Annotated in this window: 16 protein-coding genes and 7 pseudogenes; 13 read left to right on the forward strand and 10 right to left on the reverse strand. The window is 36.5% G+C overall.

Annotated features, from left to right (window positions below):
* Window positions 1–45: 45 nt before the first annotated feature.
* Window positions 46–463 (reverse strand): annotated as a pseudogene (locus TERY_RS23400) (IS5 family transposase); the annotation flags it as partial.
* A gap of 634 nt (window positions 464–1097) precedes the next feature.
* Between TERY_RS23400 and TERY_RS31640 the strand changes: the two are divergent.
* Both TERY_RS31640 and TERY_RS37845 read left to right on the forward strand, forming a co-directional pair.
* A pseudogene (locus TERY_RS31640) lies at window positions 1098–1864 on the forward strand (IS630 transposase-related protein).
* Between the two features lie 197 nt (window positions 1865–2061).
* A pseudogene (locus TERY_RS37845) lies at window positions 2062–2181 on the forward strand (IS701 family transposase); the annotation flags it as partial.
* Window positions 2182–2198: 17 nt separating this feature from the next.
* On the opposite strand, the gene TERY_RS23410 reads toward TERY_RS37845, so the two are convergent.
* The 4 genes from TERY_RS23410 to TERY_RS29230 form a co-directional block, all read right to left on the reverse strand.
* A complete protein-coding gene (locus TERY_RS23410) occupies window positions 2199–2747 on the reverse strand; it encodes a transposase (protein ID WP_011614098.1) in 549 nt (182 codons plus the stop codon).
* Window positions 2734–3054: a transposase gene (locus tag TERY_RS23415; protein WP_011613857.1), complete on the reverse strand. Its 321-nt coding sequence runs from the start codon at window positions 3052–3054 to the stop codon at window positions 2734–2736. Before TERY_RS23415 ends, TERY_RS23410 begins: the two co-directional genes overlap by 14 nt.
* A 162-nt stretch (window positions 3055–3216) precedes the next feature.
* A complete protein-coding gene (locus tag TERY_RS29225; RefSeq protein ID WP_011614099.1) occupies window positions 3217–3462 on the reverse strand; it encodes a transposase in 246 nt (81 codons plus the stop codon).
* A complete protein-coding gene (locus tag TERY_RS29230) occupies window positions 3383–3640 on the reverse strand; it encodes a transposase (RefSeq protein ID WP_081432512.1) in 258 nt (85 codons plus the stop codon). Before TERY_RS29230 ends, TERY_RS29225 begins: the two co-directional genes overlap by 80 nt.
* A 259-nt stretch (window positions 3641–3899) precedes the next feature.
* Between TERY_RS29230 and TERY_RS37850 the strand changes: the two are divergent.
* The 10 genes and pseudogenes from TERY_RS37850 (at window position 3900) to TERY_RS31665 (ending at window position 10378) form a co-directional block, all read left to right on the forward strand.
* Window positions 3900–4762, forward strand: a pseudogene (locus TERY_RS37850) (IS630 family transposase).
* A gap of 88 nt (window positions 4763–4850) precedes the next feature.
* Window positions 4851–5006, forward strand: a complete 156-nt coding sequence (locus TERY_RS35580) for a hypothetical protein (RefSeq protein WP_196797056.1) — start codon at window positions 4851–4853, stop codon at window positions 5004–5006.
* Window positions 5007–5192: 186 nt separating this feature from the next.
* Window positions 5193–5567 (forward strand): transposase, encoded by a 375-nt coding sequence (locus TERY_RS31655; protein WP_011614101.1) that lies wholly within the window; start codon window positions 5193–5195, stop codon window positions 5565–5567.
* A gap of 67 nt (window positions 5568–5634) precedes the next feature.
* A pseudogene (locus TERY_RS26585) lies at window positions 5635–6904 on the forward strand (IS701 family transposase).
* A gap of 20 nt (window positions 6905–6924) precedes the next feature.
* Complete coding sequence (locus TERY_RS34085; protein WP_071820775.1) at window positions 6925–7023, forward strand: transposase; 99 nt, start codon at window positions 6925–6927, stop codon at window positions 7021–7023.
* A gap of 612 nt (window positions 7024–7635) precedes the next feature.
* Complete coding sequence (locus TERY_RS23445; protein ID WP_011613857.1) at window positions 7636–7956, forward strand: transposase; 321 nt, start codon at window positions 7636–7638, stop codon at window positions 7954–7956.
* Window positions 7943–8491 (forward strand): transposase, encoded by a 549-nt coding sequence (locus TERY_RS23450; protein WP_011614103.1) that lies wholly within the window; start codon window positions 7943–7945, stop codon window positions 8489–8491. Before TERY_RS23445 ends, TERY_RS23450 begins: the two co-directional genes overlap by 14 nt.
* A gap of 399 nt (window positions 8492–8890) precedes the next feature.
* Entirely contained in the window at window positions 8891–9394 is a 504-nt protein-coding gene (locus TERY_RS23455) for a helix-turn-helix domain-containing protein (protein WP_011609939.1), read from the forward strand.
* A gap of 8 nt (window positions 9395–9402) precedes the next feature.
* Window positions 9403–9858 carry an IS630 family transposase gene (locus tag TERY_RS29240; RefSeq protein WP_081432519.1) on the forward strand — a complete coding sequence of 152 codons (456 nt, stop codon included), beginning with the start codon at window positions 9403–9405 and terminating at the stop codon, window positions 9856–9858.
* Window positions 9859–10042: 184 nt separating this feature from the next.
* A complete protein-coding gene (locus tag TERY_RS31665) occupies window positions 10043–10378 on the forward strand; it encodes a transposase family protein (protein ID WP_011614104.1) in 336 nt (111 codons plus the stop codon).
* An 842-nt stretch (window positions 10379–11220) separates the two neighbouring features.
* Here the strand turns inward: TERY_RS31665 and TERY_RS37855 are convergent.
* Window positions 11221–11395 (reverse strand): annotated as a pseudogene (locus TERY_RS37855) (transposase); the annotation flags it as partial.
* A 6-nt stretch (window positions 11396–11401) separates the two neighbouring features.
* Here TERY_RS37855 and TERY_RS34090 point away from each other — a divergent pair.
* Window positions 11402–11623: a hypothetical protein gene (locus tag TERY_RS34090; RefSeq protein ID WP_155994606.1), complete on the forward strand. Its 222-nt coding sequence runs from the start codon at window positions 11402–11404 to the stop codon at window positions 11621–11623.
* On the opposite strand, the gene TERY_RS31670 is transcribed toward TERY_RS34090, so the two are convergent.
* The 4 genes and pseudogenes from TERY_RS31670 to TERY_RS26005 form a co-directional block, all read right to left on the reverse strand.
* Complete coding sequence (locus TERY_RS31670) at window positions 11612–11722, reverse strand: transposase (protein WP_081432459.1); 111 nt, start codon at window positions 11720–11722, stop codon at window positions 11612–11614. The two genes, TERY_RS34090 and TERY_RS31670, sit on opposite strands and share 12 nt — an antisense overlap.
* Window positions 11715–12074, reverse strand: coding sequence for a transposase (locus TERY_RS31675; protein WP_011612577.1), 360 nt, complete (start codon window positions 12072–12074; stop codon window positions 11715–11717). The genes TERY_RS31670 and TERY_RS31675 overlap by 8 nt, the downstream gene beginning before the upstream one ends.
* A gap of 186 nt (window positions 12075–12260) precedes the next feature.
* Complete coding sequence (locus tag TERY_RS35585; RefSeq protein ID WP_196797056.1) at window positions 12261–12416, reverse strand: hypothetical protein; 156 nt, start codon at window positions 12414–12416, stop codon at window positions 12261–12263.
* A gap of 69 nt (window positions 12417–12485) precedes the next feature.
* Window positions 12486–13440, reverse strand: a pseudogene (locus TERY_RS26005) (IS5 family transposase).
* Between the last annotated feature and the right edge of the window lie 48 nt (window positions 13441–13488).

Here is a 13488-nt window from a genome sequence, read left to right on the forward strand (position 1 = left end):
GATAATTTTTCGAGCATTATGTCCTAATCTTTGCTTCGACTGCTATACTCCTAGGTGTAATTTACCCCATGTACGCCGTTTACTGACACCATGAACTTTTGTTTTCCATTCACCTTCTCCGTAAACTTTCACCCCTGTAGAGTCTACTACTGTATGGAATAGTTTCATTAGTTGGTATAACTGGCAGTTGGATATTCAGTTTGAGCAAGCGACGGGATACAGTGCTATGGTCTGGTACTGGTAAATCTAAGTCCATCAATTGAAATATAGATTCGACAAAACCTTCAGTCTGTCGTCCGGCCAGACCAAACAATGATTGTATAGTGACCATAAATTCAATGGCCGTATTGCTATAGGTATTTGATGCCCCCCTACGTCCAGTTTTTTGTTGATTTACCCACTGCTCTATGACTTCATCATTCAACCAAAATGTGAGGCTCCCTCTCTGTCTTAGGGACGCATCAGAGCTACGACCAGTTGCTGAAGAGGTACTTAGACTTGGACTTGGACTTACTCATCTCTACCCTTACTATAGGTTTCTTGTGCCACACGCTTATTGTTACCATATTTTCTATCTTTATACAACAAAGCCAATCCAAAATATAATAGGACTTAAGCAAAGACACGATATATAGCGTCTACTAATTGAGGCGATCGCTTTAACATCAAAATTATAATAACAATTATAATAACTAATACAAAGATACCCCTATATAATTTATATTCGCTCTATTTAGATGTTGGTAATTGTAAATCATTTTTGCCAAAATACTCTGATTATTACATAATTACATTATTATTAATTTGAGCTAACAGGATGAATTTAAGCTATATTAATTATTGTCAATATCTACTCAATTATCATACACATTATACCATTACAAATTTGGAAAATAACCCAGAAAATGTTAGCTATGACATGATAAATTATTATTTAAAAATAGAAAAAATTGATGATCATGATTTATAGTTGTTTGAATTAAGATTGAGACAAAAATTGAGTAGAATAATTTTAAGTCAACTAGAAACTATTTTTCACCATGCCTTACAGTTTAGACTTCAGACAAAAAGTAATGAATTTTGTATAAAACGGTAGTATGCTTACCGAAGCAGCTCATGTATTTGAGATAGGAAGAGCTTCGATATATAGATGGTTATATCGCCCAAGATTGGAAGCAACTAAGGTAAAACGTCGTCGCAGAAAATTAGATTGGAAAGAATTAGAAAAAGATGTAAAACCAAATCCATAGTTTAAATTGGCAGACAGAGCTAAAAAAAATTGGAGTTAATCAAGCAGCAATATTTTATGCTTCGAAAAGAATTAAATTTCCTTTTAAAAAAACAACTTCGTTATAGGAAAATAAATAGATAAGAAAGAATAAAATATTATTATAAACCACGAAATTTTATCAAAAAAGTTGTAATTAAAAGCCTTGTATTTATTGATGAATCAGGATTTAAAGATAATCAAAACTGTATTTATGCCTGGTCAAAAAAAGGGAAAAAAGTTTATGTGTAGCAAGAGGTAAAACGAGGTAAAAGAGAAAATTTAGTAGCGGGGAAAATAAAAAATGAAAAAGATTTAATAGCACCAATTATATTGAAAGGAACCCTAAATGGCGTGGTATTTTAACAATGGTTATAGCAACATTTATTACCATAATTAAAAATTCCCAGTGTACTGCTGCACGGAGAATTCACCATTAATTACGAAAAAAGGTTATTAGAGAATTAGTAGAAGCAGAGGGGTAATCAATTACTATTTTTGCCAAAATACTCTCCTGATTTAAATAACTAAGAAAATGATTTTAGTACATTAAAAAGAGCTATAATGTATTCACCTATCAATATATCTATTGATTAAATCATGCGTAATTATTGTGCCAAATAGTGTCTCATTCTTATTTAAAATAACTATATAGATCAATGTTCAAAAATAAATTATAACCAATACACTTATGTTATGAGGACTTACGCACAGGCACTATATCTAGTGGGGGCAAATGCCATTTTCTACTATATCTGGCGTTTTAAAGGTTGATTTGCGTAAGTCCTGGTTATTTAATCTTTGATGACATAGTTCTTAACAATAAACATAGTAATAAAATTGAGTTGATTAGGCGACAGTACAGTGGTAATGGGCATACAGTAGTCCGTGGTATAGGGATTGTAAATTGTATAGAACCCATTTGAGATCTCTAGCCAGAGGCTACAAGTCTCTTAATCATTAGTCTGACAAAGCAAAGATTCAGTTTTGTCGTCGCATTCGATAGAGTTCTCTCAAAGTTCTTCACCAGAATCTTACATCTTTCCATCCAACTATTTGAACGTTCAATTACCCATCTGGCGATTGCTGGAACAAATCCTGATTTGCCTTGTGCTGCTTTCTCTTGTTTTGAAGGTTTTGTTGAAAGTTCAAACTTAATTTTTCTCATAATTTGTGGATAGATCTTTTCTAATTCCTCTCTCAAGTGGTCTGGGTGATAACCATGATCTAAGAGAATCGTAATCTTCGGAATATTCACTGGCTTGGATTTGAAATAGTCAATGTTCAAGCTCAACATTTCAATCAATCCTGCATCATCAGTGACATTTGCCCGGGTACAATGAGTAAAAAAGGGAAATCCTAATGTATCTACAGCTAGATGCCTTTTAATACCATTGGTCGACTTGTAGAAACAGAAACCCTTTGAGTCTACACTAGCATTACAGGTATTTTTCACGGCTTGGGAATCAATGATGATCAAGGTTGTCCCGGAGCGCTTTTTTTTTCACTTGCTGACGCACTCTTGGATGTAAAGCATCCATAAGTTTCTCAATCACTCCGGCATCTCGCCATTGTTTGTAATACCAATAGACCGTGGAATAGGGAGGCAGCTCCTTGGGCAAATCTCCCCAATTGCAGCCATTCTTAAGTTGATAGAAGATACCATCGAGGATTTCTCGTTTTGTCCAATCAGGGGGACGTGTTTGCTTTTTTGGAGGCAATAGCTCAAGCAACAGAGGTTCAACGATTTCCCATTCTGGGTCAGTAAGACAGCTCGAATATGTCATTGTGATTAGATTAAACTGCTGTCATTAGCTTAACTTTATACCGGTAAAAGATCTCAAATAGGCTCTATATATTTTCATCCAAAAATTGAACATTTTTGGCTAATAGATGATCTGATTTATAGTTATAGTCATTACAATTAAGTTCCGTACAGTCTAACAATGTCATCCAGTGTTGTTTCTGGTGGAGCATATATTCCGTTGCTTTTTGAGAATGGCTAAATCTTCTTCAATCTTGTTGAAGTCCGGTGAGTAGGGCGCTAAGAAAAAAACACTGTGCCCATCAAGGGCTGCGAGCGCCCGGATTTCTTTCTTCTGATGAAAGGGAGCGTTATCCATAATCAACAGGGAATGGGAGTTGAGTTCTGGAATGGGAATGATGCTCAAGCCAATGATTAAAACACACGGCATTGGTCGTCCCTGTCAATAATACTGGAGCTAAAAGTTTTGAACCTCTCTTGCCGACAATCAAGCTGTTACCCTTGCGGGTTTTGCCATCTTGCTCCCCATAAACCTTTTTCCCTCTTTGAGACCAAGCATAAGGGCGAAATGTGGTTTCGCTAAAACCCGATTCGTCAATGTAGACGATTTCCTCACTACCGTGTCATATCACATATAGCAATGAGCGCTGGCATCTTTACATACTACATAAATAGCTACAATGTAATATATGACTTGCAGTATGACTTGCAGTATGACCTGCATTTTTCATAAATTAGGCGATCGCTAAACGTTAAAGTTTTAAGGATGCGTGTAATGGTATTGACAATGAGTGAGTTGATAGCTTTAAGATATTTCTATCTTCAATCTATTGTTTGAGTGCTTAGGTATATCCTTACAGTCAAGATTTGCGACATGCGAGCTCTTGACCTCCACCTTAAATGGTATGTCTATCAGTCTTATGAGTGGTTTATTAAATATAAGTCGGCCTACTCTTCATCAATGGCGAGAGATATATTTAACCACAGGTTCAACAACTCAATCAGCCAATATACCTCCCCCTCAGACATCTAAAATTAAAAACTGGGAAGAATGTGAAAAGTTTGTTGAGGACACTAAGTAAGCAAACTCAAAAACAAATGGCTGCAAAATGGGGAAATTGTAGTCGTTTTACTATTAGTAGAAGTTTAAAAAAACTTGGGTTTACTCGTAAAAAAAAACATATGGTTATCAAGAAAGAGACGAAATAGAAAGAGAAAAGTTGGCCTTAAAACTGAATCAAATAGACAAAAAAGATATTGTTTATGTAGATGAAGCCGGAATAGATAATAGAGAAGATTATCCTTATGGTTATGGATTTAAAGGCATTCATAGTACCAGGCATGAAGTCCGGAAAAAGAACTGAGAGAGTTAGTTGGATTGCAGCTATAAATCAATCAAAAATGTTTGCTCCTTTAACATTTACAGGAAGTTGTAATCGTGACTTGTTTGAGAACTGGTTGGAAAATTGTTCCCATACCAAAATTACAACCAGGGCAAGTGATTATATTGGATAACGCAACGTTTCATAAATCAGTTTATATTGAAGAATTAGTGGCCAATCAAAGGTGTGAAATCTGGTATTTACCACCATACTCACCAGATTTTAATAAGATAGAACGTTGGTGGTTTGTGTTAAAAAACGATCTGCAAACAAAGACTGAAGAAATTTGATCATTTTAGAGACTGTGTGGATGCAGCTTTTATAGAAAATCCTCAAGTTTTTCCGTAGTGGTGAAAGATATCAATTATTACAGCACTTTTCAGGTAATTGAACCACAAAGTGCGGTAAAATGGGTTTGATGTAATTATTAAATTTAATGCCAGTATCGTATTCGAGTGATTTGCGTCGTCGCGTGATTATAGCTTGGGAAGCAAAAGAAGGCTCTCAACGTCAGTTGGCTGAAAGATTTAAGGTCAGCTTGTCTATGGTACGAAATTTGTTGCGTCATTATCGTTACTCTTGGACAAATTGAGGCCAAACGACGTGGAGGATATCAGCAGCCAATAATTTCCTATGATAATCTCAACATCATCAAATCTCTGGTAGAGGAGAAAAATGACTTATTGCTGAGAGAATTATGCGCTCGCTATCAAGAAACAACAGGAATTAGGGTGAGTATCTCCACAATGCATCGCGCCGTAGAAAAATTAGGCTTACGGTGCAAAAAAAAAGTCTTTATGCCAGTGAGCAAGATACCCCAAGAGTCCAAGAGTTAAGACATGACTATCGACGTTGGTTAGATAAAATTGATGTCAGAAATTTAGTATTTGTTGATGAAGCCCGAATAAATTTGTCAATGTCTCGTTTATTCGCCAGAGCCGTAGATGGGGAACGAGCTGTTGGTAGTATCCCAGGTAGCAAGGGTGGAAATGTTTCTTTGATTGGTGCTTTGAACCTGGATGGACTGATTGCGTCGATGACTGTACCAGGAAGTACAAATACTGAGGTATTTATCACTTTATTAAACCCAGGTCTTACTACCTCAGTTGTGGCAAGGGGCAATCGTGGTAACGGGACTTTAGTGAAAAAATAGTAAAAAAAAGGGTATAATGTATACCTGATATGTATTTTACGTTAATTACTGGCCTGGGAAAAGTTTGATGAAAGAAACAACTTCAGTGGCCATGCCCTCTTGTTTCCATCGATGGTGCGATCGCTTTAACAATGTCTTTAAAACAAAAGCCCAAAAAACAGGGTTTAGGGAATATATAGGAGGATTACTCTTGAGAAAGCGATCGAAAAAACTTGTCTCAAATTGCCAACAACACTGTAGGTCACACGTACCACAAATTACGGCATTTTCTAGTTCGAGCAAATTGGTCTGTAGATGCTGTGAATGAGCGTCGTCTTCAAGTAATGTGGGAACGTCGCCAAACAAAACCTTCTCGATCCTATTGCTTTAATTATAGACGATTCAGGCCACAGAAAAAGTGGTAATTTTACTGCAGGAGTAGGGCGGCAATATATAGGAGAAATAGGAAAAACAGATAATGGTGTAGTCGTGGTGACAACTCATCTTTATGATGGAGTTAAAAGTCTACCTTTAGACATAGCTTTGTATCAGAAAGCTGATTCTTTTCCAAAAGGAAAAAAAGACCCAGAATTTGTCAAGAAACCAGACGAGTGCAATGTCTCTAGTAGATCAATGTTTGTCCAGAGGACACCAACCAGAAATTGTGTTAATTGAAATTTGGCTATGGTAACAATACATCATTCTTAAATCAACTAGAGAAAAGAAGTTTAACTTATATAGGAGGATTAGCTAAAAATCGAAAAGTCATCATTAAAAAACAAGATGACATTAAAGAGGAAATTAGATTAGACAAGCTGGCAGAAAGTATACCTCAGAAAGCTTTCAACTTAGTTCAACTAAGTACAAAAAATGCTAGAGAAGTTTGGGTAGCTACATTAGAAGTAGAAATATCTAGGATGTCAGGTCAAAAAACTATAGCTATCGTTATGAATGCTAAAAGTTTTTCTGAGGCCACTGATATTAACTATTATATCACTAATAGAGAAGACAAATATGTAACTCCTGAGTGGATATATTCTACTTATTCTCAAAGAAATTGGGTGGAAGTTTTCTACAGGGAAGCCAAAGGATGGTTAGGATTAAGAGAATATCAAGTCAGAGATAAAATCAGCCTTAAAAGGCATTTTATTTTAGTATTTTGTGCTTATACATTTATTATCTGGCATCAGTTAACAGGAGGTATAAGAAGGCGTTGGGCTAACAAACCATTAAATACGTTTACTGATACTTTAGAAGCATTTCGTACCGCAATATCTTATCGTTTTGTTGAGTGGTTAGATGAAAACATCGACGTATTTACCGCTCATAAAGAGAGTTTAGGGTTTGTTTGGGCTTGAAATTTGCTAAAGTCCCGGTAATGGATAATCTCAAGGTTCATCATGCTGAACGTGTCAGAGTTGCCATTGAGTCCGTCGGTGCTCAAGTCAAGTTTTTGCCCCCTTACTCTCCTGATTGATCACCTATTGAGCTTTGTTGGTCGAAACTGAAGCAATTTCTCCGTTCTTGTGAGGCACGTACCCATGAATCACTGGAGCAAGCAATGGCTGAAGTTGTAAATTTCATTACTGAAGATGATGCCTTCGGTTGGTTCAACCACTGTGGTCTATTTACCTGAAAATTGCTGTAATATAGAATATAGTTGCTCTTTGAGGCGATTCTCTCACTCAAGAGGCTTCGCGAATACACTCCCATAACACTGTGATTCTTTTGTTGTCAGTTAAATCAAAGTGCAACGCGGGAGTCTATAATACCAAATTTTAATCCGAGCTGCCATGCTATAATTATTGCCTGGCAAGGATTTTCTGACATCCTTATGTCACATTATTTTTTCAGGCATGGCATAAAACTTTAAGGTAGTGCGATTGCGCCTCCGTTCCGTTGTCACGATCGCATAGAAAAAATGTCAGTCATGTAGCAGGATGTATACTACATGAATGACATTGTTAGTATGTAAAGATGCCAGCGCTCATTGCTATATATTGTCTTTGCGTAAGTCCTGTATAGAGCCTATTTGAGATCTTTTACCGGTATAAAGTTAAGCTAATGACAGCAGTTTAATCTAATCACAATGACATATTCGAGCTGTCTTACTGACCCAGAATGGGAAATCGTTGAACCTCTGTTGCTTGAGCTATTGCCTCCAAAAAAGCAAACACGTCCCCCTGATTGGACAAAACGAGAAATCCTCGATGGTATCTTCTATCAACTTAAGAATGGCTGCAATTGGGGAGATTTGCCCAAGGAGCTGCCTCCCTATTCCACGGTCTATTGGTATTACAAACAATGGCGAGATGCCGGAGTGATTGAGAAACTTATGGATGCTTTACATCCAAGAGTGCGTCAGCAAGTGAAAAAAAAAGCGCTCCGGGACAACCTTGATCATCATTGATTCCCAAGCCGTGAAAAATACCTGTAATGCTAGTGTAGACTCAAAGGGTTTCTGTTTCTACAAGTCGACCAATGGTATTAAAAGGCATCTAGCTGTAGATACATTAGGATTTCCCTTTTTTACTCATTGTACCCGGGCAAATGTCACTGATGATGCAGGATTGATTGAAATGTTGAGATTGAACATTGACTATTTCAAATCCAAGCCAGTGAATATTCCGAAGATTACGATTCTCTTAGATCATGGTTATCACCCAGACCACTTGAGAGAGGAATTAGAAAAGATCTATCCACAAATTATGAGAAAAATTAAGTTTGAACTTTCAACAAAACCTTCAAAACAAGAGAAAGCAGCACAAGGCAAATCAGGATTTGTTCCAGCAATCGCCAGATGGGTAATTGAACGTTCAAATAGTTGGATGGAAAGATGTAAGATTCTGGTGAAGAACTTTGAGAGAACTCTATCGAATGCGACGACAAAACTGAATCTTTGCTTTGTCAGACTAATGATTAAGAGACTTGTAGCCTCTGGCTAGAGATCTCAAATGGGTTCTATAATTTAAGAATAGGTTCTGGGATCATATCGGATACTCTCTGGAATAAATACGAACCCTATCAACAGTTATAACCATCAAAAAAAGCTCAACAATAATTAATATTGTGTAAGCATTCAGGTGTAGAGGTTGACAAAAAGGGAAAAGTCTGTGTTTCTGATAAGAATAAGAAATGAAATTCAAGCCACCAGATATCCCAAAAGACCGAAAAGACTTAGAACTACTGTCCAAAAAAAGCTCTAGAAGAACTGCAACATGGTAACAGCAACGCTTCATAGAAAAACTGATTGAAGAGGTAGAACGGCTCAAATAACTATGTAATACTAATTTCATAAACTTAAGCTACACTTTTAGAAGTAACCTATTATAGAAAATGTCCCCATGTCAGGAGTAGTAAAAATTGAGATAAATGAATCGGTAGAAACTCTCAAAAAACTTTTAAAAAGTGCGAGTACAGCTCAAGAAAAGGAAAGACTTCAAACTATTTACTGGTTGAAAACTCAAACAGTAGAAACAGTAAAAGAAATTGCGATAATGTTAGGACGCAATCGAGTCACAGTACAAAAATGGTTAGGGAAATATCGTACAGGTGGACTGAATCTTTTACTAGAACCAAAGAAAAATCTAGGAGGGAGGCCAAGTTCAATTCCACCAAATGTAATCGAGAAATTAGAAGCAGAATTGCAAAACCCGGAAGGTTTCCAAAGCTATGGTGAAATTCAACAGTGGTTAACGACTTGTTTTGACATCGAGCTGTCTTATCGAACAGTTCATCAATTAGTCAGATATAAATTAAAAAGTAAATTAAAAGTTCCACGTCCAAATCACATAAAACAAAATAAAGAAGCTCAAGAAAACTTTAAAAAAAACTCTCATCTCAACTAGAAGAGAAAATTAAGTTAATTAATAAATATTCGGAAAATCAACTGCCAATTCGCTATTGGTGTCAAGACGAGACTAGAATTGGATTAAAAACTATAACAGGTAAAGTCATTACTGCTTGCGGTGTTAAGCCCATTGGTTTATATCAATGGCTATTTAAATATCTATGGCTTTATGGTTTAGTAGAACCAAAAACAGGAGATTCCTTTTTTTATGAATTTAGTCATCTAGATACTCCTTGCTTTGAAAGATTTTTAGAGCTTTTTTCTCAAACATATCCTGAAGAGATTCATATTATTCAACTAGATAACGGGCGAGGGCATCTAGGGAATGATTTATCTATCCCTGATCACATCATTTTATTATTTCAACCTCCTTATTGTCCCGAAGTTAATCCCATTGAAAGACTGTGGAAAGAGGTGAAAAAATTCTTGAAAAATCGAGTTTTCGATTCCTTAGATTTCTGACGCAGAATCCTGAGAAATATATTAACTGGATTTAGTCAAAAAGATATTGCTTCTTGTACAGGATATGATTTTATTCTTGAAGCATTATGTGTAGTCGGACTTTAGGAAATTGGTATAATAGACCTCTCAAAAATCAAAATTAAGGTAAAATTGTAGTGGCAAATTATATATACTCTGTTTCCAAATGAATAATGTATCAGAATATATTTATAACCATCCAAAAGAAACAAAAATAATTATTGGTATTACAGATGAACAGCTAATAAAATTAATAGAAAACGCTCAAAAAGTTGAAAAAAAAAGACAGGCGATCACCAGCAAAGAAAAAAGGTTAATCAAGGCAGGAGGAGGAAGAAAAAAGTTTTTAAGCAAGACAAAAGAGATAATGTTGAGCTTATATTATTTGCATCATATACCAACATTTCAGGGACTAGGAGCAATATTTGGAGTTAGCTCATCAACAGCAAATAATATTTTTCAGGCTTTGGATAGATATTTTGAGGGAATTATTACCATCTAGTTTACTAGAGGAATTATCTGGAAAAGAAAACGAATATTTATTGATAAAAGAGACTTTGACAGAAATAGAATTGATAGTTGATAGTACATAGCAGGATAGGGAAAGGCTAAAAAATGATGATAAACAGAAAAATTATTATTCAGGAAAGCCAAAAAGTCATAGGTTTAAAAATCAAATAGTAATCACAGAAAAGGCATAAGAAATAGTAGATATAATAGGAGGAGAAAGAGGTCTAGAAAGTGATATAAAGTTATTTAAAAAACTACAAAAAAAGTTGGATATAGAACAAATATTTAAATAATATAAGGGGTATCAAGGTTGTCAAAATTTAACAAGCCAAACAAAAAAAAGAATCCATAAAATGTCAGAGGAAGTAAAGAAATAGAATAAAAAAAACTCAAACAAGAATATTTATAGAAAAGATAATAAGACTAATAAAAATATTTAGAGTGGCACGATAAAGATTGAGATTGAAAGAGAATAATTATGAAAAAGTAATTTTCAAAATATGTAGTTTCGTAAGATTAATAAGAGGAGAATTAATATTATTATAAATCATAAATTTTGCTCTAAAAAAAATAATAAAAAACTAGATAAAAATGGTCAATAACTAACAGTAACTATCTGTCATGCTATAAAGCCAGTAAAAAATGACTATCTGGTGGAGCTGGCGATCGCTCCCCAAAAGATAGTTAGAGTAAGGGAAGTGATAATTTTTGGAGATGTCTACTACCCCACTGATAATTTCCCCCTTGGCCTCATTGACTCCTATTGGAGATGTCTACTACCCCACTGATAATTTCCCCCTTGACCTCATTGACTCCTAGATGTAATTTACGCTATGTACGCAGTTTACTGACACCATGAACTCTTGTTTTCCACTCACCCTCCCCGTAAACTTTCACTTCTGTAGAGTCTAATACCATCTCAATGGCCTCAGCATGTTGGTGTAACTGGCAGTTGGATATTCAGTTTTTGTAATCGACGAGATACAGTACTGTGGTCTGGTACTGGCAGATATAAGTGGCTTTGTTGCATGAAAGTAGTGATCGCCAAAAACTTCCATCAGGAAGTTACAGCAATTTTCAGGTAAATAGACCACAGTGGTTGAACCAACCGAAGGCATCATCTTCAGTAATGAAATTTACAACTTCAGCCATTGCTTGCTCCAGTGATTCATGGGTACGTGCCTCACAAGAACGGAGAAATTGCTTCAGTTTCGACCAACAAAGCTCACACTTGTGATAAATCAGGAGAGTAAGGGGGCAAAAACTTGACTTGAGCACCGACGGACTCAATGGCAACTCTGACACGTTCAGCATGATGAACCTTGAGATTATCCATTACCACGATTGCCCCTTGCCACAACTGAGGTAGTAAGACCTGGGTTTAATAAAGTGATAAATACCTCAGTATTTGTACTTCCTGGTACAGTCATCGACGCAATCAGTCCATCCAAGTTCAAAGCACCAATCAAAGAAACATTTCCACCCTTGCTACCTGGGATACTACCAACAGCTCGTTCCCCATCTACGGCTCTGGCGAATAAACGAGACATTGACAAATTTATTCGGGCTTCATCAACAAATACTAAATTTCTGACATCAATTTTATCTAACCAACGTCGATAGTCATGTCTTAACTCTTGGACTCTTGGGGTATCTTGCTCACTGGCATAAAGACTTTTTTTTTGCACCGTAAGCCTAATTTTTCTACGGCGCGATGCATTGTGGAGATACTCACCCTAATTCCTGTTGTTTCTTGATAGCGAGCGCATAATTCTCTCAGCAATAAGTCATTTTTCTCCTCTACCAGAGATTTGATGATGTTGAGATTATCATAGGAAATTATTGGCTGCTGATATCCTCCACGTCGTTTGGCCTCAATTTGTCCAAGAGTAACGATAATGACGCAACAAATTTCGTACCATAGACAAGCTGACCTTAAATCTTTCAGCCAACTGACGTTGAGAGCCTTCTTTTGCTTCCCAAGCTATAATCACGCGACGACGCAAATCACTCGAATACGATACTGGCATTAAATTTAACAATTACATCAAACCCATTTTACCGCACTTTGTGGTTCAATTACCTGAAAAGTGCTGTAACTAGATTTTCACTTTGTGACTTTTGGGTTTACCTGTTTGAATCATACGGTTCAGCATGGCACATTGTATGAACAACTCTACTGCTTGGGCTTTCGAATTTTCCTCGTCGTAACTGACCTCCAAAGCTCACTTTGAGTCTAAACATTGTGGTTTCTGATAGAGAACGCCAATGGTAACCACTTTCATGCTTCCATTTTTGGCGTCCTACCTTTCTGATTCTTCTGAGGTTTTCATCTCTGGGATGAGGTGGGCATTTGCAGTTGCCGTGTTGACCTATTACTGCATTTTTCCTGGGTGGAATTGTTACTTTTGCTCCTAGTTGGTTAGCTTTCTGGTAACATTTATACTTGTGCTCTGCTCCATCTCCTGATACTTGGGCTATTTCCCCATCTACTCCATTTCTCAAGTTCAGAAAATGCTTGTGAATCACTGACATCATTGGTAGTCACTACTCCACTGACAATCTCTCCTGTAGCCTCATTTACTCCTAGGTGTAATTTACCCCATGTACGCCGTTTACTGACACCATGAACTTTTGTTTTCCATTCACCTTCTCCGTAAACTTTCACCCCTGTAGAGTCTACTACTGTACGGAATAGTTTCATTAGTTGGTATAACTGGCAGTTGGATATTCAGTTTGAGCAAGGGACGGGATACAGTGCTATGGTCTGGTACTGGTAAATCTAAGTCCATCAATTGAAATATAGATTCGACAAAACCTTCAGTCTGTCGTCCGGCCAGACCAAACAATGATTGTATAGTGACCATAAATTCAATGGCCGTATTGCTATAGGTATTTGATGCCCCCCTACGTCCAGTTTTTTGTTGATTTACCCACTGCTCTATGACTTCATCATTCAACCAAAATGTGAGGCTCCCTCTCTGTCTTAGGGACGCATCAGACCTACGACCAGTTGCTGAAGAGGTACTTATACTTGGACTTGGACTTACTCATCTCTACCCTTACTATAGGTTTCTTGTGCCACACGCTTATTGTTACCAT

This window comes from Trichodesmium erythraeum IMS101, from assembly GCF_000014265.1.
GTDB lineage: Bacteria > Cyanobacteriota > Cyanobacteriia > Cyanobacteriales > Microcoleaceae > Trichodesmium > Trichodesmium erythraeum.